This is a genomic window from Escherichia sp. WS1368, assembly GCF_046487485.1.
GTDB classification, from domain to species: Bacteria; Pseudomonadota; Gammaproteobacteria; order Enterobacterales; family Enterobacteriaceae; genus Escherichia; species Escherichia coli.
The window spans coordinates 18,851-41,901 of the sequence record NZ_JBJQJI010000001.1 but is presented as its reverse complement, the minus strand read 5'-3'; the positions used below and the strand labels follow the sequence as shown (position 1 = coordinate 41,901).

20 protein-coding genes are annotated in these 23,051 nt (G+C 52.2%); 4 read left to right on the top strand and 16 right to left on the bottom strand.

Going from position 1 to position 23,051, the window contains the following annotated elements; genetic code table 11:
• Nucleotides 1-16 precede the first annotated feature (16 nt).
• Entirely contained in the window at nucleotides 17-1,270 is a 1,254-nt protein-coding gene (gene glyA, locus ACJHYD_RS00200) for a serine hydroxymethyltransferase (protein WP_000919159.1), read from the bottom strand.
• A gap of 327 nt (nucleotides 1,271-1,597) precedes the next feature.
• Between glyA and hmpA the strand changes: the two genes are divergently transcribed.
• Nucleotides 1,598-2,788 (top strand): NO-inducible flavohemoprotein, encoded by a 1,191-nt coding sequence (gene hmpA / locus ACJHYD_RS00195; protein WP_001551472.1) that lies wholly within the window; start codon nucleotides 1,598-1,600, stop codon nucleotides 2,786-2,788.
• Between the two features lie 44 nt (nucleotides 2,789-2,832).
• On the opposite strand, the gene glnB is transcribed toward hmpA, so the two are convergent.
• From glnB to purL, 5 genes are all read right to left on the bottom strand, one after another.
• Nucleotides 2,833-3,171, bottom strand: coding sequence for a nitrogen regulatory protein P-II (gene glnB, locus ACJHYD_RS00190; protein WP_000717694.1), 339 nt, complete (start codon nucleotides 3,169-3,171; stop codon nucleotides 2,833-2,835).
• Nucleotides 3,172-3,231: 60 nt separating this feature from the next.
• Entirely contained in the window at nucleotides 3,232-4,566 is a 1,335-nt protein-coding gene (glrR, locus tag ACJHYD_RS00185) for a two-component system response regulator GlrR (RefSeq protein WP_001298983.1), read from the bottom strand.
• The gene (gene qseG, locus ACJHYD_RS00180; RefSeq protein WP_001215901.1) at nucleotides 4,556-5,269 is read right to left on the bottom strand and encodes a two-component system QseEF-associated lipoprotein QseG; all 714 of its coding nucleotides are present in this window, start codon (nucleotides 5,267-5,269) and stop codon (nucleotides 4,556-4,558) included. Before qseG ends, glrR begins: the two co-directional genes overlap by 11 nt.
• A gap of 164 nt (nucleotides 5,270-5,433) precedes the next feature.
• A complete protein-coding gene (qseE, locus tag ACJHYD_RS00175) occupies nucleotides 5,434-6,861 on the bottom strand; it encodes a sensor histidine kinase (protein ID WP_220412346.1) in 1,428 nt (475 codons plus the stop codon).
• A 575-nt stretch (nucleotides 6,862-7,436) separates the two neighbouring features.
• A complete protein-coding gene (gene purL / locus ACJHYD_RS00170) occupies nucleotides 7,437-11,324 on the bottom strand; it encodes a phosphoribosylformylglycinamidine synthase (protein WP_001551475.1) in 3,888 nt (1,295 codons plus the stop codon).
• 256 nt (nucleotides 11,325-11,580) lie between these two features.
• Between purL and mltF the strand changes: the two genes are divergently transcribed.
• On the top strand, nucleotides 11,581-13,137 hold the full coding sequence (gene mltF / locus ACJHYD_RS00165; protein WP_000734212.1) for a membrane-bound lytic murein transglycosylase MltF: 1,557 nt from the start codon (nucleotides 11,581-11,583) through the stop codon (nucleotides 13,135-13,137).
• Here the strand turns inward: mltF and tadA are convergent.
• Nucleotides 13,134-13,637: a tRNA adenosine(34) deaminase TadA gene (gene tadA, locus ACJHYD_RS00160; RefSeq protein ID WP_001297409.1), complete on the bottom strand. Its 504-nt coding sequence runs from the start codon at nucleotides 13,635-13,637 to the stop codon at nucleotides 13,134-13,136. The genes mltF and tadA overlap by 4 nt on opposite strands.
• A gap of 57 nt (nucleotides 13,638-13,694) precedes the next feature.
• A complete protein-coding gene (gene yfhb / locus ACJHYD_RS00155) occupies nucleotides 13,695-14,330 on the bottom strand; it encodes a phosphatidylglycerophosphatase C (RefSeq protein WP_000190644.1) in 636 nt (211 codons plus the stop codon).
• 208 nt (nucleotides 14,331-14,538) lie between these two features.
• On the opposite strand from yfhb, the gene ACJHYD_RS00150 reads away from it, so the two are divergent.
• The gene (locus ACJHYD_RS00150) at nucleotides 14,539-15,387 is read left to right on the top strand and encodes a MurR/RpiR family transcriptional regulator (RefSeq protein WP_001013779.1); all 849 of its coding nucleotides are present in this window, start codon (nucleotides 14,539-14,541) and stop codon (nucleotides 15,385-15,387) included.
• 55 nt (nucleotides 15,388-15,442) lie between these two features.
• Nucleotides 15,443-15,703 (top strand): 4Fe-4S dicluster ferredoxin YfhL, encoded by a 261-nt coding sequence (gene yfhL / locus ACJHYD_RS00145; RefSeq protein WP_001196285.1) that lies wholly within the window; start codon nucleotides 15,443-15,445, stop codon nucleotides 15,701-15,703.
• Between the two features lie 194 nt (nucleotides 15,704-15,897).
• Here yfhL and shoB read toward each other — a convergent pair whose 3' ends face one another.
• The 8 genes from shoB to lepA all read right to left on the bottom strand — a co-directional run bounded on the left by shoB (nucleotide 15,898) and on the right by lepA (nucleotide 22,905).
• Nucleotides 15,898-15,978: a type I toxin-antitoxin system toxin ShoB gene (shoB, locus tag ACJHYD_RS00140; protein WP_000128776.1), complete on the bottom strand. Its 81-nt coding sequence runs from the start codon at nucleotides 15,976-15,978 to the stop codon at nucleotides 15,898-15,900.
• A gap of 419 nt (nucleotides 15,979-16,397) precedes the next feature.
• Nucleotides 16,398-16,778, bottom strand: coding sequence for a holo-ACP synthase (gene acpS, locus ACJHYD_RS00135; RefSeq protein ID WP_000986046.1), 381 nt, complete (start codon nucleotides 16,776-16,778; stop codon nucleotides 16,398-16,400).
• A complete protein-coding gene (pdxJ, locus tag ACJHYD_RS00130) occupies nucleotides 16,778-17,509 on the bottom strand; it encodes a pyridoxine 5'-phosphate synthase (RefSeq protein ID WP_001445862.1) in 732 nt (243 codons plus the stop codon). The genes acpS and pdxJ overlap by 1 nt, the downstream gene beginning before the upstream one ends.
• An 11-nt stretch (nucleotides 17,510-17,520) precedes the next feature.
• On the bottom strand, nucleotides 17,521-18,249 hold the full coding sequence (gene recO, locus ACJHYD_RS00125) for a DNA repair protein RecO (RefSeq protein WP_000399393.1): 729 nt from the start codon (nucleotides 18,247-18,249) through the stop codon (nucleotides 17,521-17,523).
• An 11-nt stretch (nucleotides 18,250-18,260) separates the two neighbouring features.
• Nucleotides 18,261-19,166, bottom strand: coding sequence for a GTPase Era (gene era, locus ACJHYD_RS00120; protein WP_000020737.1), 906 nt, complete (start codon nucleotides 19,164-19,166; stop codon nucleotides 18,261-18,263).
• Nucleotides 19,163-19,843, bottom strand: coding sequence for a ribonuclease III (gene rnc, locus ACJHYD_RS00115; RefSeq protein WP_001068343.1), 681 nt, complete (start codon nucleotides 19,841-19,843; stop codon nucleotides 19,163-19,165). The genes era and rnc overlap by 4 nt, the downstream gene beginning before the upstream one ends.
• A 272-nt stretch (nucleotides 19,844-20,115) precedes the next feature.
• Complete coding sequence (gene lepB / locus ACJHYD_RS00110; RefSeq protein ID WP_000002542.1) at nucleotides 20,116-21,090, bottom strand: signal peptidase I; 975 nt, start codon at nucleotides 21,088-21,090, stop codon at nucleotides 20,116-20,118.
• A 15-nt stretch (nucleotides 21,091-21,105) separates the two neighbouring features.
• Entirely contained in the window at nucleotides 21,106-22,905 is a 1,800-nt protein-coding gene (gene lepA, locus ACJHYD_RS00105; RefSeq protein ID WP_000790168.1) for a translation elongation factor 4, read from the bottom strand.
• Nucleotides 22,906-23,051 lie beyond the last annotated feature (146 nt).

The window sequence follows — 23,051 nt, the reverse complement described above, 5'->3', positions numbered from 1 at the left end:
AGATTAACCGTTTCGCTTATGCGTAAACCGGGTAACGTGCGCAGATGTCGAGAACTTTACCTTTGATGCGCTCGATAACCGCTTCATCATTGATGCTGTCCAGCACGTCACACATCCAGCCAGCCAGTTCTTTCGCTTCTGCTTCTTTGAAGCCGCGACGGGTAATCGCCGGTGTACCCACGCGAATACCGGAGGTCACAAACGGGCTCTTCGGATCGTTCGGTACGCTGTTTTTGTTCACGGTGATGTTGGCACGGCCCAGAGCGGCGTCTGCTTCTTTACCAGTCAGGTTTTTATCAACCAGATCAACCAGGAACAGGTGGTTATCAGTACCGCCGGAAACCACTTTGTAGCCGCGCTCGAGGAACACTTCTACCATCGCTTTAGCGTTTTTAGCGACCTGCTGCTGGTAAGTTTTGAACTCAGGCTCCATCGCTTCTTTCAGAGCAACCGCTTTACCGGCGATTACGTGCATCAACGGACCGCCCTGACCACCAGGGAAAACAGCAGAGTTCAGTTTTTTGTACAGCTCTTCACTACCACCTTTCGCCAGGATCAGGCCACCGCGCGGACCCGCCAGGGTTTTGTGAGTGGTGGTAGTAACAACGTGAGCATGAGGAACCGGGTTCGGGTAGACGCCAGCTGCAACCAGGCCCGCAACGTGCGCCATATCAACGAACAGGTAAGCACCGATGCTGTCAGCGATTTCACGCATTTTCGCCCAGTCCACCACGCCGGAATATGCAGAGAAGCCACCGATAATCATTTTCGGTTTGTGTTCTTTGGCTTGTTTTTCCAGATCGGCGTAGTCGATATGACCGGTAGCATCGATACCGTAAGGAACGATGTTGTACAGTTTACCGGAGAAGTTAACCGGAGAACCGTGAGTCAGGTGACCGCCATGCGCCAGGTTCATACCCAGAACGGTATCGCCTGGTTCCAGCAGCGCGGTGTACACCGCAAAGTTAGCCTGGGAGCCGGAGTGCGGCTGGACGTTAGCGTAGTCAGCGCCGAACAGTTCTTTCGCACGATCGATCGCCAGTTGTTCAACGATATCAACATACTCGCAACCGCCGTAGTAGCGTTTGCCCGGATAACCTTCAGCATATTTGTTGGTCAGCTGAGAACCCTGCGCCTGCATTACGCGCGGGCTGGTGTAGTTTTCGGAGGCGATCAGTTCGATGTGCTCTTCCTGACGTACTTTTTCCTGCTCCATAGCCTGCCACAGTTCGGCATCATAATCGGCAATGTTCATTTCACGCTTTAACATCCGCATCTCCTGACTCAGCTAACAATAAAATTTTTGGCCTTTATAGGCGGTCCTGTTGGACAACGGCGAACAGTATAACCGAATCATTGTGCGATAACAGGTCTTGACAAAGGAATTTACGCAAACGATTACCTTCAGGCTGCGCAAGGCTTTGGAGAATAAAGAGCTTGCAACCGGAAACGGATTTCTTTTCAGGTTTGTGATGCAAATTTTTCACTTCATCACATTCTTTCTGAAAAACACCAAAGAACCATTTACATTGCAGGGCTATTTTTTATAAGATGCATTTGAGATACATCAATTAAGATGCAAAAAAAGGAAGACCATATGCTTGACGCTCAAACCATCGCTACAGTAAAAGCCACCATCCCTTTACTGGTGGAAACGGGGCCAAAGTTAACCGCCCATTTCTACGACCGTATGTTTACTCATAACCCAGAACTCAAAGAAATTTTTAACATGAGTAACCAGCGCAATGGCGATCAACGTGAAGCCCTGTTTAACGCTATTGCCGCCTACGCCAGTAATATTGAAAACCTGCCTGCGCTGCTGCCAGCGGTAGAAAAAATCGCGCAGAAGCACACCAGCTTCCAGATCAAACCGGAACAGTACAACATTGTCGGTGAACACCTGTTGGCGACGCTGGACGAAATGTTCAGCCCGGGCCAGGAAGTGCTGGACGCATGGGGTAAAGCCTATGGCGTACTGGCTAATGTATTTATCAATCGCGAGGCGGAAATCTATAACGAAAACGCCAGCAAAGCCGGTGGCTGGGAAGGTACTCGCGATTTCCGCATTGTGGCTAAAACACCGCGCAGCGCGCTTATCACCAGCTTCGAACTGGAGCCGGTCGACGGTGGCGCAGTGGCAGAATACCGTCCGGGGCAATATCTCGGCGTCTGGCTGAAGCCGGAAGGTTTCCCGCATCAGGAAATTCGTCAGTACTCTTTGACTCGCAAACCGGATGGCAAAGGCTATCGTATTGCGGTGAAACGCGAAGAGGGTGGGCAGGTATCCAACTGGCTGCACAATCACGCCAATGTTGGCGATGTCGTGAAACTGGTCGCTCCAGCAGGTGATTTCTTTATGGCTGTCGCAGATGACACACCAGTGACGTTAATCTCTGCCGGTGTCGGTCAAACGCCAATGCTGGCAATGCTCGACACGCTGGCAAAAGCTGGCCACACAGCACAAGTGAACTGGTTCCATGCGGCAGAAAATGGCGATGTTCACGCCTTTGCCGATGAAGTTAAGGAACTGGGGCAAGCACTGCCGCGCTTTACCGCGCACACCTGGTATCGTCAGCCGAGCGAAGCCGATCGCGCTAAAGGTCAGTTTGATAGCGAAGGTCTGATGGATTTGGGCAAACTGGAAGGTGCGTTCAGCGATCCGACAATGCAGTTCTATCTCTGCGGCCCGGTTGGCTTCATGCAGTTTGCCGCGAAACAGTTAGTGGATCTGGGCGTGAAGCAGGAAAACATTCATTACGAATGCTTTGGTCCGCATAAGGTGCTGTGATTTGATGTTGCCGGATGGAAACATCCGGCAACCCTTGACGCGGTTTAAATTGCCGCGTCGTCCTCTTCACCGGTACGGATGCGAATGACCCGTGCCACGTCGAAGACGAAGATTTTACCGTCACCGATTTTGCCGGTTTGCGCCGTGCGAATAATGGTATCAACACAGGTATCGACAATGTCGTCCGGTACGACAATCTCAATTTTCACTTTCGGCAGAAAATCCACCATATACTCCGCGCCGCGGTACAGCTCGGTATGGCCTTTCTGGCGGCCAAAACCTTTCACCTCAGTGACCGTCATGCCGGTAATGCCGACTTCAGCCAGTGCTTCGCGAACATCGTCCAGCTTGAAGGGTTTAATAATCGCATCAATCTTTTTCATGCTATTCCTTGAAAAGGTCGCCTGTCTTTTGATCTGCTAAACGTAACACATAACGCCAATTCATTCCTTGAAATCGTTTGCATCCAGCTCGTGTCGGGAAAGCAGTTTATAAAATTCTGTCCGGTTGCGCCCCGCCATTCTCGCCGCGTGGGTGACGTTGCCTTTGGTAATTTGCAGCAGCTTACGCAAATAGTTGAGTTCAAACTGATTACGTGCCTCAACAAAGGTTGGCAGCGCCGTGTTTTCGCCCTCCAGCGCCTGCTCTACTAATGCATCGCTAATCACCGGAGATGAGGTCAGCGCCACGCACTGTTCAATCACGTTGACCAACTGGCGTACATTACCCGGCCAGCTAGCGGTCATCAGGCGTTTCATCGCATCGGTGGAGAACGCGCGGACAAACGGTTTATGTCGCTCTGCCGCCTGGCGCAACAGGTGATTTGCCAGTAGCGGAATGTCTTCTGTGCGCTCTGCCAGAGCCGGAATTTTCAGGCTGACAACGTTGAGGCGGTAATAGAGATCTTCACGGAATTCCCCGCGCGCCATCGCTTTTGGCAGGTCGCGGTGAGTGGCGGAAATAATCCGCACGTCGATATCAATATCGCGGTTACTGCCCAGCGGGCGCACTTTACGCTCCTGCAACACGCGCAGCAGTTTAACCTGCAACGGTGCGGGCATATCGCCAATCTCATCGAGAAATAGCGTACCGCCTTCCGCCGCCTGGAATAAACCTTCGCGATTGCTGACAGCGCCAGTAAACGCGCCACGCGCATGACCAAACAGCTCCGACTCCAGCAATTGCTCGGGCAATGCACCACAGTTAATAGCAATAAATGGTTTGCTATTGCGCGGGCTAGCGTTGTGGATAGCCTGGGCGAAAATCTCTTTCCCGGTGCCGCTCTGACCGTTAATCAAAACGCTAACGTCTGATTGCGCCACCAGCCGCGCCTGTTCCAGCAAACGCAGCATCAGCGGGCTGCGGGTGACAATCGCCTCGCGCCAGCGTTCATCGGTGGCTGGCGCGGATTGTTCCAGCGCATCGTCAATTGCCTGATATAGCGCGTCTTTATCGACAGGCTTGGTGAGGAAACTGAACACTCCCTGCTGTGTTGCAGCAACGGCATCGGGAATAGAACCATGTGCGGTAAGAATAATTACCGGCATTCCCGGCTGCACTTTCTGGATTTCAGCAAACAGCTGCATACCATCCATTTCATCCATCCGCAGGTCGCTGATAACTAAATCTACTTTTTCGCGATTCAGTACCCGTAATCCTTCAGCACCACTTTCCGCCGTGACCACGCTGTAGCCTTCGCTGGTCAGGCGCAGGCCAAGCAGTTTCAGCAATCCCGGATCGTCATCGACCAATAATAAATGCGCAGGTTTATGGCTCATCAGGAGTGACCTCATGGGTGGATGGCGCGGGCTTTTCACTCTCGTGCGGCGTATCCGGCGAGAAATTTCCAGCCGGTTTGCGGGTCGAGAGCTGGCGTTCAATATCAGTCAGGTTTTCCAGCTTGCGGGTGGTGAGTTCCAGTTGCTGCTGTAGAACGTGATGTTGCTGGCGCAAAGTATCCAGCTCGCTGTCGCTGGACTGCTGGAGTTTGCTGTAGCGTTGGCGCTCTTCCGCCAGTTGCAGTTGCAGCGCCTGACCGTCGCGCCAAAGTTGATACAGAGGGCGAACCTGTGCCGGGATTTCGGTACTTAGCGCATCAATGCGCGCGACCAGCTGGCGGCGCTCATACGGCGTAATTTTGGCATCGGCGAGCAAAATCCCTTGTTTAAAGGTATTTTGCCAGCTGCCGTCGTTATATTGGCGAGCTTGCTGACGCGACTGCGCAGGCATTAAACGATCAGCACAATCCATCGCCCGCAGCCAGTAAAGCGGATTGGTTTCGGTTGATTTACCTTGCAGCGCCCAGATGTCGCTACATTCAGTAGAAAGATAGTCAGCCAGTTGATAAACCGGAATTTTTTCTTCTGCTGGCGTATTAATGGCTGGCTTATTGTGACTCTGCACGCAACCCAGCAATGCCAGACATGGCAGCCCTGCCAGCCACAGCCGTCGGGGCAATAATCGTTGAAAAATGTGTCGCATATTCACCAGACTTAATGCCTATCCCAGTGGGCGTAATTGTTGCAGGCAGTTTGGACATGGACAGCGCGGAGAAACCGGAGCGTACACGTCGTACGTGAGGATTTCGAGCACTGCCCGGGGCCGAACTGGCAAATAAAATAGCCTGATGGGATAGGCTGTTAGCATTATTTCGTGTTTTTCGACGACGGCAATTCAATGCGGAAACAAACGTCTTGCCCGCTCTCGTCGACCAGATACAGTTCCCCTTGCATACGGCGAATACAATCCCTGGCAATGCTTAATCCCAGACCGCTGCCCTTCACCGCCCCTTTTCGCTGGTGGCTTCCTTGAAAAAAGGGTTCGAAGATCATGGCGCGTTCCTCTTGCGGAATGGGTGTGCCTGTATTGATGACATCAATATAAACCCGCGCACCATGTAAGCTGCTGCGAAGGCAAATGTTACCGGATTCAGCCCCGTAGTGCACCGCATTGGAGTAAAGATTATCCAGTACGCTCATCAGCAGCATTGGCTCCGCCAGGCAAGCTGTTGCTTTGAGATCGACGTCGGTATGCATCATTTTAGCCCGTGCGGGCAGGCTATGAGCAGAAACCACCATTTCCACCAGTGGCGCTAACTCAACATTCTCCAGTTCCACCGCACCGTCCGCCTGTTTACGGTTGTAATCAAGCAGTTGTTCGATCAACTTTTGCAAATTGCGGCTGCTGCTATCAAGAATGCTCACCACCTCTTTTTGCTCTGGCGTAAGCGGCCCAACAACCTGGTCAGCCAGTAATTCAGTGCCCTCACGCATACTCGCCAGCGGCGTTTTTAATTCATGAGATAAATGTCTTAAGAATTGATGACGTTGGGATTCCAGCCATGACAGGCGCTCACTTAACCAAAGAATACGTTGCCCAACCGAGCGTAACTCACTCGGTCCACTGAACGAAACGCTATTGCCCAGAGAACGCCCTTCTCCCAACCGGTTGATCATCCTCTCGATATTTTTTACCGGACCGATAATCATCCGCGTGAAAAGCAGTACCATCACCAGACTCACCAGAAATAGCACCAGCGATTGCCAACCAAAATATTGCCCACGTTCGGCGATTTCACGCTGAAGTTGCTGCCCACGAGAGAACACCACTGTGCGCGTGGCCTGCACCATTTCGGTATTGGCACTGGCAAAGGCTTCCAGACGCGCGGCGGCGGCGGCATCGGGACCGCTGTTGTTACACTGAAGTTGAGCCAGATTGTTCAAGTCCTGACGCAATGCCTGGTAAAGTTTATCGTCTGGCAGTACGCCTGCGTGGGCATCGAGCATTTCGCTATAACGCTTGCGCTGGCTTTGATAAACCTTCGCAAGCGTAGGGTCGTCCAGCACGCAATACTGACGGTAGCTGCGCTCCATTTCCAGTGCCGCGTTGGTCATCGCTTCACTGCGCCGGGCATCAACAAGCGTAGTGCGGTTAACCAGCGCCGCCTGATCGCTAAGCGCATTCAGGCTTTGCCAGGCTTGCCATGCCAGCACCAACAGGGGTAGCAGAATCAGCAAAAATGCCAGCATTACCAGTTTTCGTAATGAGCGGGGAAAAACGGGCCAGCGTTTCAAGGTGTTACTCTCGTCAGACGCGAATAGCCTGATGCTAACCGAGGGGAAGTTCAGATACAACAAAGCCGGGAATTACCCGGCTTTGTTATGGAATAAGGCGGTGCCTAACTCGACGTTTCGCCCGATGGTTGATATAGCTACGCTGATATCAGAAGTTGGACGGCAGGCACCTTGTTGTGCGTCATTCGAATTTTATGTAGCACGTCCCGAAGGGGCTGACATAAGTCGGTGAATGAGCCACTGGTTACTATTATGCAGTAACTGTGCCAATAAAGAAAATAGTTTGGTAACGTACTGATTATACGCTGCTTTGAGGGATTTATTGCTTCTTCGCTATTTGAATGTAAATCAGCCACTGTGTCGCTAAAAAGAGACAACTTAAGATAAACTTATTAGATAATATTAAAATCAATAAGTTAAGTGTCGCCAGAAAGCGACACGGCACACCACCCATTGTCGTGATTTACAGACACAAAAAAGCTCCCGAAGTTGGGAGCTTATAATAGCGGTTGGTGCTTAATGCCGGATGCGGCGTGAATGCCTCATCCGGGCTGCAAAACCAATGGGCTGACGACTTACCCCAACTGCTTACGCGCATTGCGGAAAATGCGCATCCATGGGCCATCCTCGCCCCAGTTTTCCGGATGCCAGGAGTTGCTGACAGTACGGAAAACACGTTCCGGGTGCGGCATCATAATGGTGACTCGACCACTTTCAGTCGTGACTGCCGTAATACCGTTCGGTGAACCGTTCGGGTTAGCCGGGTAGGTTTCAGTGACTTTACCGAAGTTATCGACATAGCGCAGTGCCACCAGCCCTTTGCTTTCCAGCGCCGCCAGATGCGCCGCATCACGCACTTCCACGCGCCCTTCACCATGAGAGACAGCAATCGGCATTTGCGAGCCCACCATCCCCTGCAACAGCAGAGACGGGCTTTGGGTTACTTCAACCAGGCTGAAACGCGCTTCAAAGCGATCGGAGGTATTGCGCACAAAACGTGGCCACAACTCACTACCTGGGATCAGTTCGCGCAGGTTAGACATCATCTGGCAACCGTTACATACCCCCAGCGCCAGCGTTTGCGGACGATGGAAGAAGGTTGCAAACTCATCGCGTACACGGTCATTGAACAGGATAGACTTCGCCCAACCTTCACCGGCACCCAGCACATCACCGTAGGAGAAACCGCCGCACGCGACCAGGGCGTGGAAATCCTCCAGGCCCGTGCGTCCAGCCAGCAGATCGCTCATATGCACGTCGATAGCATCGAAGCCTGCACGGTGGAAAGCTGCCGCCATTTCAACATGCGAGTTCACACCCTGCTCACGCAGCACGGCAACTTTCGGGCGCGCGCCAGTGGCAATAAACGGTGCTGCCACATCTTCGTTGATATCAAACGACAGTTTCACATTCAGGCCCGGATCGGCGTCGTTGGATTTCGCCTGGTGCTCCTGGTCAGCACACTCCGGGTTGTCACGCAGGCGCTGCATCTGCCAGGTAGTTTCTGCCCACCAGACACGCAACGTGGTGCGGCTTTCGCTAAATACAGTCTGCCCGTTGGCAGTAATCACAAAATGGTCACCGGAAACCGCTTGCCCAACATAATGGACGCAATCAGCAAGCCCATGCTGTGCCAGTACCGCTTCAACTGATTCACGGTCAGCGGCTCGAACCTGAATCACCGCACCCAGTTCTTCGCTAAACAATGCAGCCAGACGATCGTCACCCAGAGTGGCGATATCTGCGTCAATGCCACAATGACCAGCAAAGGCCATTTCCGCCAGCGTTACCAGCAGGCCGCCATCAGAGCGGTCGTGGTACGCGAGCAGCTTACGCTGTGCTACCAGCGCCTGAACCGCGTCATAGAAACCTTTCAGTTGCGCGACGTCGCGTACATCTGCCGGTTTGTCGCCAAGCTGACGATAAACCTGCGCCAGCGCCGTTGCGCCCAGCGCGTTATTGCCTTTGCCCAGATCAATCAGCAGTAATGCGTTATCTTCGGTAGAAAGCTGCGGCGTGATGGTGTGACGCACATCTTCCACACGGGCAAATGCAGAAATCACCAGCGACAGCGGCGACGTCATTTCGCGCTCTTCGTTACCTTCCTGCCAGCGGGTTTTCATCGACATAGAGTCTTTACCCACCGGGATCGTCAGGCCCAGCGCCGGACAAAGTTCTTCGCCCACAGCTTTAACGGCTTCATACAGGCCCGCATCTTCACCAGGGTGGCCTGCCGCCGCCATCCAGTTGGCGGAAAGTTTAATGCGTTTGATATCGCCAATCTGTGTTGCGGCAATATTGGTTAACGCTTCACCGACCGCCAGACGGGCAGAGGCGGCGAAATCCAGCAGCGCAACCGGCGCACGCTCGCCAATCGCCATCGCTTCGCCGTAGTAGCTGTCGAGGCTGGCGGTAGTGACCGCGCAGTTAGCGACCGGCACCTGCCACGGACCCACCATCTGATCGCGCGCTACCATGCCGGTTACGCTGCGGTCACCAATGGTCACCAGGAAAGTTTTCTCCGCCACGGTCGGCAGGTGCAGCACGCGTTTCACCGCGTCAGCAATGGTAATCCCTTCACGAACCAGCGCATCACCCTTCGCTTTCAGCGTTTGTACTTCGCGGGTCATCTTCGGCGTTTTACCAAGCAGTACGTCCAGCGGCAGATCGATCGGCTGATTATCAAAATGACGATCGTGCAAAGAAAGATGCAGTTCTTCGGTCGCTTCACCAATCACCGCGTATGGCGCGCGCTCACGCTTACACAGTTCGTCAAACAGCGGTAACTGATCGGCAGCAACCGCCAGCACGTAGCGTTCCTGGGATTCGTTACACCAGATTTCCAGCGGGCTCATGCCCGGTTCGTCGCTCAGGATATCGCGCAGTTCGAATTTACCGCCGCGCCCGCCGTCGCTCACCAGTTCCGGCATGGCGTTAGAAAGACCGCCTGCGCCAACGTCGTGGATAAACAGGATTGGGTTGGCATCACCAAGCTGCCAGCAACGGTCGATCACTTCCTGGCAGCGACGCTCCATCTCCGGGTTGTCGCGCTGTACGGAAGCGAAGTCGAGGTCGGCATCAGACTGACCAGACGCCATGGAAGACGCCGCGCCGCCGCCAAGACCGATGTTCATTGCCGGGCCGCCGAGAACGACCAGCTTCGCACCAACGTTGATCTCGCCTTTTTGTACGTGATCGGCACGAATGTTGCCGATCCCGCCCGCCAGCATGATCGGTTTGTGATAACCGCGCAGCTCTTCGCCATTGTGGCTGTTCACTTTTTCTTCATAAGTACGGAAGTAGCCGTTCAGTGCCGGACGACCAAATTCGTTGTTAAATGCCGCGCCACCCAGCGGGCCTTCGGTCATGATGTCCAGCGCGGTGACAATGCGCTCAGGCTTACCGAAATCTTCTTCCCACGGCTGTTCGAAGCCAGGAATTCGCAGGTTGGAAACGGAGAAACCAACCAAACCAGCTTTCGGCTTCGCGCCGCGTCCGGTGGCACCTTCATCGCGGATTTCACCGCCGGAACCGGTCGCCGCGCCCGGCCACGGAGAAATCGCCGTCGGGTGGTTGTGGGTTTCAACTTTCATCAGAATATGCGCCGGTTCCTGATGGAAATCGTAGCGGCCCGTTTCGTGGTCAGCAAAGTAGCGGCCCACTTCAGACCCTTCCATGACGGCGGCGTTATCTTTATAAGCAGAGAGAACGTGATCCGGCGTAGTTTCGAAGGTGTTTTTGATCATCTTAAACAGCGATTTCGGCTGCTGTTCACCATCGATAACCCAGTCGGCGTTAAAAATTTTGTGGCGGCAGTGCTCGGAGTTCGCCTGGGCAAACATATACAGTTCGATGTCGTTCGGGTTACGACCAAGCTTTGTGAAAGCATCCTGCAAATAGTCAATTTCATCTTCCGCCAGTGCCAGGCCAAGACGCAGGTTAGCGTCGATTAGCGCCTGACGGCCCAACCCCAGCAAATCAACGCTGGTGACCGGAGTCGGTTGATGGTGTGCAAACAGCTGCTCTGCATCATCTAAAGCAAAAAAGACCGTTTCCATCATGCGGTCGTGCAGTTCAGCGGTAACCTGCTGCCATTGTTCATTGGTCAGCGTACCGGCTTCTATATAGTAAGCCACGCCGCGCTCAAGACGGTTTACCTGTTGCAGCCCGCAGTTATGGGCAATATCGGTCGCTTTCGAAGACCAGGGAGAGATGGTGCCAGGACGCGGGGTCACCAGCAGGAGTTTGCCTTGCGGGGCGTGGCTGGCGAGTGCCGGGCCATATTTCAGCAGGCGTTCAAGTTGTGCGTGCTCATCATCGTTTAACGGCGCATTGAGGTCAGCAAAATGGACATACTCGGCGTAAATAGTGTGAACCGGGAGCCTGGCAGCCTGAAAACGTGCCAGCAGTTTGTTGATTCGGAATGCCGACAATGCAGGCGAACCACGCAGAATTTCCATCATAAGTCTCTCGTCTTCTAAGCTTTCGGTGTACCCAAGGGGGGAAACGGGCGTCATTATAAAGAATCTGATGCGCTGACGAAACCGTTTGCGTGGAAATAAAATCACCATCGCGAATTAGCAACGCGTGCCGCCAATGGCTGTAATAAGTTGCCAACTGGCGCAGGTTTACGCAAAATGCCGCTCATTTATGAGTAAACCTTTCACTATTATTACGTTTTTTCAAGCTGGGACGCGCACGACACAGAGAATTAACTAATTGAAAAAATTAAAGATTAATTATCTGTTCATCGGCATTCTGGCACTGCTGCTCGCGGTCGCTCTCTGGCCATCCATTCCCTGGTTTGGTAAAGCCGACAACCGTATCGCCGCCATTCAAGCGCGGGGAGAGTTGCGTGTGAGCACCATTCATACTCCCCTGACGTATAACGAAATCAACGGGAAACCTTTTGGCCTGGATTACGAACTGGCGAAACAGTTTGCCGATTACCTCGGCGTAAAACTGAAAGTGACCGTGCGGCAGAATATCAGCCAGCTGTTTGACGACCTCGATAATGGTAACGCCGACCTGCTGGCGGCAGGCCTGGTCTATAACAGTGAGCGTGTAAAAAATTATCAGCCTGGCCCTACCTATTATTCCGTGTCACAACAACTGGTTTATAAAGTGGGTCAGTATCGCCCACGTACACTGGGCAACCTGACGGCGGAGCAACTCACCGTTGCACCGGGTCATGTGGTGGTTAACGATCTCCAGACCCTGAAAGAAACAAAATTCCCGGAATTAAGTTGGAAGGTAGACGACAAAAAAGGCTCTGCGGAATTAATGGAAGATGTCATCGAAGGAAAACTCGATTACACCATTGCTGATTCTGTTGCCATTAGCCTGTTTCAGCGCGTTCATCCGGAACTCGCCGTAGCGCTCGACATTACCGATGAACAACCGGTGACCTGGTTTAGCCCATTAGATGGCGATAATACCCTTTCCGCCGCTCTGCTCGATTTCTTCAACGAAATGAATGAAGACGGTACGCTGGCACGCATTGAAGAGAAATACCTGGGGCATGGCGATGATTTTGATTACGTCGATACGCGCACATTTTTACGCGCCGTCGATGCGGTACTGCCGCAGTTAAAGCCCCTGTTTGAGAAATACGCCGAAGAAATTGACTGGCGTTTGCTGGCCGCTATTGCTTATCAGGAATCGCACTGGGATGCGCAGGCCACTTCACCGACGGGTGTGCGCGGCATGATGATGCTAACCAAAAATACCGCGCAAAGCCTCGGCATTACGGATCGTACCGATGCCGAACAGAGCATCAGCGGCGGCGTGCGTTATTTGCAGGATATGATGAGTAAAGTGCCGGAAAGTGTGCCGGAGAACGAACGGATTTGGTTTGCCCTCGCCGCGTACAATATGGGCTATGCGCATATGCTGGATGCCCGCGCTCTGACGGCAAAAACCAAAGGGAATCCTGACAGTTGGGCTGACGTAAAACAGCGTCTGCCTTTACTTAGCCAGAAACCCTATTACAGCAAGCTGACTTACGGCTACGCTCGTGGGCATGAAGCCTACGCTTATGTCGAAAATATTCGTAAGTATCAGATTAGCCTAGTGGGTTATCTGCAGGAGAAAGAGAAGCAGGCTACAGAAGCGGCGATGCAACTGGCGCAGGATTATCCGGCGGTATCGCCTACGGAGCTGGGCAAAGAGAAATTTCCTTTTCTCTCGTTTCTTTCCCAGTCGTCATCAAACTATTTGACCCACTCTCCCTCTCTGCTGTTTTCCAGGAAAGGGAGTGAAGAGAAACAAAATTAATCCGTCGAGGATTGCGCTTTTTTCTGCGCTTTAATTTCCTGGCGGCGCATGCGAAAGAAGTCACTGAGCAACGCCGCGCACTCATCCGCCAGTATTCCTTCGGTAATTTCCACTCGGTGATTCATACCCGGATGATGCAGCACATCCATTAAAGATCCCGCAGCGCCAGTTTTCGCGTCACGCGCACCAAAGACCACGCGACCAATGCGACTGTGGATCATCGCTCCGGCACACATTACACAGGGTTCAAGCGTGACATACAACGTGGCGTCGATCAGACGATAATTTTGCATCACCAGACCGCCCTGCCGCAGAGCCATGATTTCTGCATGTGCGGTGGGATCATGTCGACCAATCGGACGGTTCCAGCCTTCGCCAATAACACGATTGTTATGCACTAATACCGCGCCGACCGGCACTTCCCGCTCATCCCAGGCACGCTTTGCCAGCGTCAGCGCGTGACGCATCCAGTATTCGTGGCTAAATTCGACTTCAGACAAAAAGAAAACTCCGGTTATAAAAGCGCGGCGCATTATACACGGACGCTATGCTTTACTCTATTCCAGTTGCTGGAGTTCACCGCGCGGGGTTACTCGCCAACGATGCTGACAGAAATAAAGCAGCGGGTTGTCCTGATTACTGTCGCTATAGCCACTGTACAACCGCAGTGGCGTGCCGATTTTACGCTCCAGTTGCGCGACCTTCTCATGCCCGAGGCAACGCATCGTCAATACCCAACCACCATAGCCACGCTGAATCTGACTGGCGATAAGATTAACCCGCGGCAGCCAGGGCGTATCGAAATAAACCGCTTCAACCAGCGGCTGCGGAGAGCCGGTAATCAACCAGATATCAGCATCGGAACTTAACAGGTAGGTGGTTAATCGCTCCTGAACCAGCGGAAAGGCGGTAACATTGTCACGAAACCAGCGTACGAAATCGGCCTGCAACGCCTGCAAACGCGCTTCATTGTGACCAAAAGTGCATCCCCACAGAAGCAGACTCATCGGCCAGCGTGCCGCACGGCCTTTTATCAATAACGCAATGGCTATGATCGGCAACAACGGCAGGACAAGCAACGCATTCAGCGGTTGGCGCCGCAGTAAATAACGCAAAAAACTGCCGAACATATCCTGCTGATGCAATGTTCCATCTAAGTCAAAAAACACCACACGACGCTCGTGAGTTGCCAAACCATACTCCTCTGGACTGAAACATCCTGATTAATTTTCGCTACTACATAGCCTAACAGATAGATCATCACTTTTCCGGCAACAATCGACCGCATCATGGCTAACTGGAATTTTTAATTCATGGAAATTAGCGGCAATGGAATATAAAATTCACTCGCGTTTGTCTCATATTGCCTGTTGTCGCCACTATTTCATCGCGAGGAAAGATATGAACGGCTTACTTCGTATCCGTCAGCGTTACCAGGGGCTTGCCCAGAGTGATAAAAAACTGGCGGATTATCTGCTGCTACAACCTGATACGGCGCGCCATTTAAGCTCTCAGCAACTGGCCAACGAAGCCGGAGTCAGTCAGTCCAGCGTCGTGAAGTTCGCGCAAAAACTCGGCTATAAAGGTTTTCCGGCGCTTAAGTTGGCGTTGAGTGAAGCGCTGGCAAGCCAGCCGGAATCGCCCTCCGTGCCCATTCATAACCAAATCCGCGGTGATGATCCGTTACGGCTGGTCGGCGAAAAACTGATTAAAGAAAATACTGCCGCTATGTACGCAACGCTAAACGTTAATAGTGAAGAGAAACTGCATGAATGCGTAACAATGTTGCGCTCTGCGCGGCGGATAATTCTGACCGGTATTGGCGCTTCGGGTCTGGTGGCGCAAAACTTTGCCTGGAAGCTGATGAAGATTGGCTTCAATGCTGCCGCAGTGCGCGATATGCATGCGCTACTCGCTACCGTACAGGCGTCGTCCCCTGACGATCTGTTATTAGCCATTTCTTACACCGGTGTACGACGCGAGTTAAACCTGGCGGCAGATGAGATGCTGCGAGTGGGCGGAAAAGTGCTGGCGATTACCGGCTTTACTCCGAATGCCCTGCAACAGCGTGCTTCTCATTGCCTGTATACCATTGCCGAAGAACAAGCGACAAACAGTGCTTCAATCTCTGCTTGTCACGCGCAGGGAATGTTAACGGATTTGCTGTTCATTGCGCTGATTCAGCAGGATCTGGAACTGGCTCCAGAACGTATTCGTCACAGTGAAGCGCTGGTGAAAAAACTGGTCTGAGTAAAGAATGCGCGTATAATGCCCGCCCGGTTTGTGTTGTTTTGAGAGTTTCCTTATGGCGCTGTTAATCACTAAAAAATGCATCAATTGTGATATGTGTGAACCCGAATGCCCGAATGAGGCGATTTCAATGGGCGATCATATCTATGAGATTAACAGCGATAAGTGTACCGAATGCGTAGGGCACTACGAGACACCAACCTGCCAGAAGGTGTGCCCGATCCCCAATACTATTGTGAAGGATCCGCAACATGTCGAGACGGAAGAACAGTTGTGGGATAAATTTGTGCTGATGCATCACGCGGATAAAATTTAATATTCTGCTCCTGGAGTAGACTATTGTTGACTTTATAGTGTGAGCCTTCAGGTTCTTATATTTATTTTCGTGATGTGATCATAAATATCAATTATTTCATGAATGATAACACTATCTGTATAAGCACTTATTTATAATTATTAAAGGCGCGCCTGGCTGGTTAACCTGACGCGCCTTAAGTACGTTTCCTTATGTTATAAGAACAGAAGGATCAGCTGTAAAACAGCAATGATGATTTTGATGACCCGTTTAATAAGGTATCGGCAATCAGTCATTCGTTTTTCCTTAAACAAGGAATGCAGCCGTTCAGATTAGCCCTTACATCTCCCCAAAACTGAACGTGCGAGTTATTGAGGGTGCATGCTGCACTCCACACCAGAGCTTTGACGACACCACTCGTTTCAATGGGGGAATTCTGTGGCATGGTATAAAGCACAGCAAAATCGCCAATAACGAAGCCAATTTTAATGTACTTCCGAATTGGCGGTCACGTTAATCTTTCCATCAATATTGTTTTCTTCGTAAAGGCTCGAGTTTTTATGCTAAAGATTGCAAGTTGCTTGTAAAAGATAACCGCCCTGATCCATAATCGCTCTTGTTGAGGGTGCGTGCTGCACAAAATTAAAGTTGTAAAGTAAACCCCCTGTTCCTTACCAGTTCGGGGGTTTTACTTTTTAAAGAGAACGGTATTATTTTAACTTTCAATAATTACCGTGGCGCAAGCATAGTGGCGTTCATCTGCCAGCGTTACATGCATATTTACAACGCCGAGCTTTTCCGCCAGTTTTAATGCCTCGCCCCACAGTCGCAGCCGTGGCTTACCAAGCTCATCGTTAAATACTTCAAACTGATTAAACGCCAGACCATTGCGGATCCCGGTGCCAAACGCTTTTGCTGCGGCTTCTTTTACGGCAAAGCGTTTCGCCAGAAAACGCACCGGCTGGTGGTGCGTTTTCCAAATTTCCCATTCGTTATCGCTTAATACGCGGCGTGCCAGGCGCTCACCGGATCGGGTGATCACCGCTTCAATGCGAGCGATCTCCACAATATCCGTACCTAAACCTAATATTGCCATTAGCCACGCGCTTCCAGCATCAAACGCTTCATTTCTGCCACCGCATCTTTCAGTCCGGTCATCACTGCACGACCAATAATGGCATGACCGATATTCAGTTCATGCATCTCAGGGATGGCGGCAATAGCTTTCACGTTGTGATAGGTCAGACCGTGACCAGCGTTAACTTTCAGACCGAGACTAGCGGCAAAGGTCGCGGCTTTGGCGATACGCGCCAGCTCTTGCGCCTGTTCGGCGTCAGTTTTGGCATCAGCATAGCAACCGGTGTGGATCTCGATAAACGGTGCGCCAACCTCTGCCGCAGCTTTGATCTGCCCTTCATCGGCGTCGATAAACAGAGAAACCTGGATCCCGGCCTCCGCCAGACGTTTACAGGCATCGCGCATTTTGTCACGCTGCCCTGCGACGTCCAGGCCGCCTTCGGTTGTTACTTCCTGACGCTTTTCCGGTACCAGACAGCAAAAATGTGGCTTCGTCTCAACGGCGATCGCCAGCATCTCTTCGGTCACCGCCATCTCCAGATTCATGCGGGTATCCAGCGTCTGACGCAGGATGCGCACATCACGGTCAGTAATGTGGCGGCGATCTTCACGTAAATGCACGGTAATGCCGTCCGCTCCCGCCTGCTCAGCAATAAACGCCGCCTGCACCGGATCCGGGTAAGCAGTACCGCGTGCGTTACGCAGCGTTGCAATATGGTCAATGTTGACGCCTAACAGTAATTCAGCCATGACAATCCTCATCATTCATAATGTGTTTTCACCGTTCGCTTAGGCATAAACTGCCGGAACAGTTCCCTGCTCTTTAATGGTTTACCGCCAAGATACGGCTTAAGCGCCATGCGGGTAAAGCGTTTCGCGGCGCGCAGTGTGTCTGCGTCAGGAAATTCCCGCGCGTTTAACGCTTTTAACTGCCTTCCGGTGAACGTTTTATTGTCGATAACGACGCTTGCGATAAACCCTTTTTCTTCGCGATAACGATACGTCATGGTGTCATCTACCGGCTCGCCGCTACCCGCACAATGGGTAAAATTGACGCCATAGCCCAGATGCCCGAGCAGTGCCAGTTCAAAGCGGCGCAGCGCGGGTTCTGGCGTACCAGTGGCACCTGCAAGAGACTGAATGCAGTGCAAGTAATCGAAAAAGAGTTCAGAGAAGCGCGTCTCGTATTCCAGTACGCGGGAGAGAAGTTCGTTGATGTACAGACCGCTGTAAAGCGTGATACCGCTTAATGGCAGCGCCAGCGAGACGGCTTCAGCACTGCGCAGCGTTTTGACTTCGCCACGCCCGCCGAAACGTAGCAAGAGAGGGGTGAAAGGCTGTAATGCACCTTTCAGAGTAGAGCGTTTAGAGCGTGCGCCTTTGGCAACCAGACGCACGCGACCCGATTCCTCCGTGAAGACGTCCAGCATCAGGCTGGTTTCGCTCCACGGGCGACTATGCAGGACAAATGCGCGCTGCCAGCCTTCCATCGGAGTTACTCTTAAAGATCGTCAACGTAACCGAGACTGCGCAGTGCGCGTTCGTCGTCGGCCCAACCGGATTTCACTTTTACCCACAGCTCAAGGTGAACAGGCGCTTCGAACATTTCCTGCATGTCTTTACGCGCTTCAATCCCGATGGTTTTGATCTTGGCCCCTTTGTTGCCAATAACCATCTTCTTCTGCCCTTCACGCTCAACGAGAATCAAACCGTTGATGTCATAACCGCCGCGTTCGTTAGAGACGAAACGTTCGATCTCCACGGTCACGGAGTACGGCAGTTCAGCGCCGAGGAAACGCATCAGTTTTTCGCGGATGATTTCAGACGCCATAAAACGCTGTGAGCGATCGGTGATGTAATCTTCCGGGAAGTGATGAGTCGCTTCAGGCAGATGCTTACGCACGATTGCCGCAATAGTATCAACATTCAACCCGGTTTCGGCAGAGATCGGCACGATATCGAGGAAGTTCATCTGGCTTGCCAGGAACTGTAAGTGTGGCAGCAGATCGGCTTTTTCCTGCACGTTATCCACTTTGTTCACCGCGAGGATTACCGGCGCTTTGCCATCGCGCAGTTTGTTGAGCACCATTTCATCGTCCGGCGTCCAGCGGGTGCCTTCTACGACAAAAATCACCAGCTCAACGTCGCCGATAGAGCTGCTCGCCGCTTTGTTCATCAGGCGGTTAATGGCGCGTTTTTCTTCCATATGCAGGCCTGGGGTATCAACGTAGATCGCCTGATACGCGCCTTCAGTATGGATCCCCACAATGCGGTGACGAGTTGTTTGCGCCTTGCGGGAGGTAATGGAGATCTTCTGCCCCAGCAGTTTGTTCAACAATGTGGATTTGCCAACGTTCGGACGTCCGACGATAGCAATAAATCCGCAGTAACTTTTATCGATGCTCATTCCAGCTCCAGTTTTTTCAACGCCTGTTCGGCGGCAGCCTGCTCAGCCTTACGACGGCTTGAACCTGTGCCAACCACCGGTTCACTCAGGCCGCTGACCTGGCAGTGGATAGTAAATTCCTGATCGTGTGCTTCGCCACGTACCTGGACGACCAGATAAGTCGGCAGCGGCAGATGGCGACCCTGCAAATATTCTTGCAAGCGCGTTTTCGGATCTTTTTGTTTGTCACCTGGGCTAATTTCGTCCAGACGGGTTTGATACCAGTTAAGGATTAATTTCTCGACGGTTTGAATATCACTGTCGAGGAATACGCCACCAATTAATGCTTCGACGGTGTCGGCGAGAATTGACTCACGACGAAATCCACCGCTTTTAAGTTCACCTGGCCCTAAACGTAAGCACTCGCCTAACTCAAATTCGCGCGCCAGTTCTGCCAGCGTATTGCCACGGACCAGCGTGGCGCGCATCCGGCTCATATCGCCTTCATCCACACGAGGGAAACGGTGATAAAGCGCATTGGCGATAACGTAGCTCAGAATAGAGTCGCCTAAAAATTCTAAACGCTCGTTATGTTTGCTGCTGGCACTACGATGGGTTAATGCCTGCTGCAACAGTTCCTGATGATTAAAAGTGTAGCCCAGCTTCCGTTGAAGCCGATTAATTACGATGGGGTTCATGCGATACCAATAAATAAATGCGTCAACAATTCAGCACACGAAACAGACCTGATATACATGGTTCTGCTAACTGCTTCGCTGCAGTTTCAGTTTACCGGTATATGGGGACCAACGCTGTTTCGTGTGCCGTGGCAACCTGGAGGTGCCAACCTTAAACTTCGGGGGAATATTCTATACACAACGACGGGGGATGTCGTTAGCCACGGGAGATTTATCTCATAAATAATTCACGTTGTCGCCATAACGGCGACAACGTGAACGAAGATGGGCTATTAATGGATGCCGCCAATGCGACTTAAGCGCACACCTGTCGGCCATTCGCCTTCTTGCTTATCGAAGCTCATCCAGATAGCCGTTGCCCGACCGACCAGATTCGCTTCCGGCACAAAGCCCCAGTAACGGCTGTCCGCGCTGTTGTCGCGGTTGTCACCCATCATGAAGTATTGTCCCGGCGGAACAATCCAGGTTGCCAGTTGTTGCCCTGGCTGCTGGTAATACATCCCCACCTGGTCCTGCGCAATCGGCACTGTCAGAATGCGGTGCGTCACATCACCCAGTGTCTCTTTACGCTCGGAAAGACGAATTCCATTTTCTTTGGTTTCGTTTTTCGGCACTTCAAAGAATCCGCTGGTCGCTTCCCCACCATTACGGCGTGAGAAGGTCTGAACGAAATCGCTCGGTTCCACGTTTGAGTAGGTGACCGGCAGCGCGTTTTCACATGCCTGGCCGGAACTACATCCCGGTTGAATCGTCAGCTCTTTTGAGACCGGATCATAAGTGACTTTATCGCCCGGTAAACCCACCGCGCGCTTGATGTAATCAAGCTTTGGATCTTCCGGATATTTAAAGACCACGATATCGCCGCGTTTCGGATGACCGGTTTCGATCAGCGTTTTCTGGTAGATAGGATCTTTAATGCCATAAGCAAACTTCTCTACCAGAATAAAATCACCGATTAACAGAGTCGGCATCATCGAACCTGACGGGATCTGGAACGGTTCATAAATAAACGAACGCACAATCAATACGATAGCCAGTACCGGAAAAACAGAAGCACCGGTTTCCAGCCAGCCAGGCTTCGGCGCAACCTTTTTCAACGTTGCTTTATCCAGTGAGTCACCGGCAGCCGCCTGCGCCGCTGCCTGACGTTCCCGCCGTTTAGGTGCGAAAAAGAATTTATCCACGCACCATAAAATGCCCGTCACCAGTGTGGCAATCACCAGAATCAGGGCAAACATATTCGCCATGCCAACTCCTAAGGGTTATTTGTTGTCTTTGCCGACGTGCAGAATGGCGAGGAACGCTTCCTGCGGCAGCTCGACGTTACCGATCTGCTTCATGCGTTTCTTACCTTCTTTCTGCTTCTGCAGCAGCTTTTTCTTACGGCTGATATCGCCGCCATAACATTTAGCCAGTACGTTTTTACGCAGCTGTTTCACGGTGGATCGCGCAATAATGTGCGTACCAATCGCTGCCTGAATGGCGATATCAAACTGCTGGCGTGGGATCAGATCTTTCATCTTCTCCACCAACTCGCGACCGCGGTTTTGCGAATTATCACGGTGGGTGATCAACGCCAGCGCATCAACACGTTCACCGTTGATTAATACGTCTACACGTACCATGTCGGACGCCTGGAAGCGTTTGAAGTTGTAATCCAGAGACGCATAACCACGCGAGGTAGATTTCAGGCGATCGAAGAAGTCGAGCACCACTTCCGCCATCGGGATCTCGTACGTCAGCGCCACCTGATTACCGTGGTAAACCATATTGGTCTGCACGCCGCGTTTTTCTACGCACAGCGTAATAACGTTGCCGAGATATGCCTGCGGCAGCAGCATGTGACATTCTGCAATCGGCTCGCGCAGTTCGTAGATGTTATTTACCGCTGGCAGCTTGGATGGGCTGTCGACGTAGATAACTTCTCTTGACGTGGTTTCAACTTCATACACTACGGTCGGCGCAGTGGTGATCAGATCCAGATCGTATTCACGTTCCAGACGTTCCTGGATGATCTCCATGTGCAGCAGGCCGAGGAAGCCGCAGCGGAAACCAAAGCCCAGCGCACTGGAGCTTTCCGGCTCATAGAACAGTGAAGCATCGTTCAGGCTGAGTTTGCCCAGCGCGTCACGGAAGGCTTCATAGTCGTCGGAACTTACCGGGAACAGACCGGCGTATACCTGCGGTTTGACTTTCTTAAAGCCAGGCAGCGCCTTTTCTGCCGGATTACGCGCCAGCGTTAAGGTATCGCCTACTGGAGCGCCGTGGATATCTTTAATCGCACATACCAGCCAGCCTACTTCGCCACATTTCAGTTCAGTGCGGTCAACCTGCTTCGGCGTGAAGATGCCCAGACGGTCGGCGTTATAGGTCTGCCCGGTACTCATGACTTTCACTTTGTCGCCCTTACGCAGGGTGCCGTTTTTAATACGGATAAGTGAAACAACGCCCAGGTAGTTGTCGAACCAGGAGTCGATAATGAGTGCCTGTAACGGGCCTTCCGGATCGCCTTCCGGCGGCGGAATGTCGCGCACCAGACGTTCGAGAACGTCCTGCACGCCAACGCCGGTTTTCGCTGAACAGCGCACCGCGTCGGTGGCATCGATGCCGACAATATCTTCAATTTCTTCCGCCACGCGTTCAGGATCGGCTGCCGGCAGGTCAATCTTGTTCAGTACCGGCACCACTTCGAGATCCATTTCCATGGCGGTGTAGCAGTTTGCCAGGGTTTGCGCTTCTACGCCCTGCCCGGCGTCGACCACCAGCAATGCACCTTCACAGGCAGCCAGCGAACGAGAAACTTCATAAGAGAAGTCAACGTGGCCCGGGGTGTCGATAAAGTTAAGCTGATAGGTTTCGCCGTCAGACGCTTTGTAGTCCAGCGTCACGCTTTGCGCTTTGATGGTAATGCCACGCTCACGCTCAAGATCCATGGAATCGAGAACCTGCGCCTCCATTTCACGGTCAGACAGGCCACCGCAGATCTGGATAATACGGTCAGACAGCGTCGATTTACCGTGGTCAATGTGAGCTATGATCGAAAAGTTACGTATATTCTTCATAAAGTATGATTATTGTGCCTTAATGCCCGGTTAACCAGGCTTTTAGAAGTCGCTGTTCTGAGCTTAACGTCTGTATTAATAGAAACGCCGCATTCTACACTACAACATTGAGGCGAGGAAATGTTCATACCGTATGGATTGTGGTA

Excerpts from the sequence above, each read along its gene's own strand:
- shoB (WP_000128776.1), bottom strand. The coding sequence starts at position 15,978 with ATGACTGATTGCCGATACCTTATTAAACGGGTCATCAAAATCATCATT.
- lepA (WP_000790168.1), bottom strand. The coding sequence starts at position 22,905 with ATGAAGAATATACGTAACTTTTCGATCATAGCTCACATTGACCACGGT.
- yfhL (WP_001196285.1), top strand. The coding sequence starts at position 15,443 with ATGGCGCTGTTAATCACTAAAAAATGCATCAATTGTGATATGTGTGAA.
- acpS (WP_000986046.1), bottom strand. The coding sequence starts at position 16,778 with ATGGCAATATTAGGTTTAGGTACGGATATTGTGGAGATCGCTCGCATT.
- lepB (WP_000002542.1), bottom strand. The coding sequence starts at position 21,090 with ATGGCGAATATGTTTGCCCTGATTCTGGTGATTGCCACACTGGTGACG.
- glyA (WP_000919159.1), bottom strand. The coding sequence starts at position 1,270 with ATGTTAAAGCGTGAAATGAACATTGCCGATTATGATGCCGAACTGTGG.
- era (WP_000020737.1), bottom strand. The coding sequence starts at position 19,166 with ATGAGCATCGATAAAAGTTACTGCGGATTTATTGCTATCGTCGGACGT.
- glnB (WP_000717694.1), bottom strand. The coding sequence starts at position 3,171 with ATGAAAAAGATTGATGCGATTATTAAACCCTTCAAGCTGGACGATGTT.
- pdxJ (WP_001445862.1), bottom strand. The coding sequence starts at position 17,509 with ATGGCTGAATTACTGTTAGGCGTCAACATTGACCATATTGCAACGCTG.
- ACJHYD_RS00150 (WP_001013779.1), top strand. The coding sequence starts at position 14,539 with ATGAACGGCTTACTTCGTATCCGTCAGCGTTACCAGGGGCTTGCCCAG.
- rnc (WP_001068343.1), bottom strand. The coding sequence starts at position 19,843 with ATGAACCCCATCGTAATTAATCGGCTTCAACGGAAGCTGGGCTACACT.
- recO (WP_000399393.1), bottom strand. The coding sequence starts at position 18,249 with ATGGAAGGCTGGCAGCGCGCATTTGTCCTGCATAGTCGCCCGTGGAGC.
- purL (WP_001551475.1), bottom strand. The coding sequence starts at position 11,324 with ATGATGGAAATTCTGCGTGGTTCGCCTGCATTGTCGGCATTCCGAATC.
- hmpA (WP_001551472.1), top strand. The coding sequence starts at position 1,598 with ATGCTTGACGCTCAAACCATCGCTACAGTAAAAGCCACCATCCCTTTA.
- qseG (WP_001215901.1), bottom strand. The coding sequence starts at position 5,269 with ATGCGACACATTTTTCAACGATTATTGCCCCGACGGCTGTGGCTGGCA.
- glrR (WP_001298983.1), bottom strand. The coding sequence starts at position 4,566 with ATGAGCCATAAACCTGCGCATTTATTATTGGTCGATGACGATCCGGGA.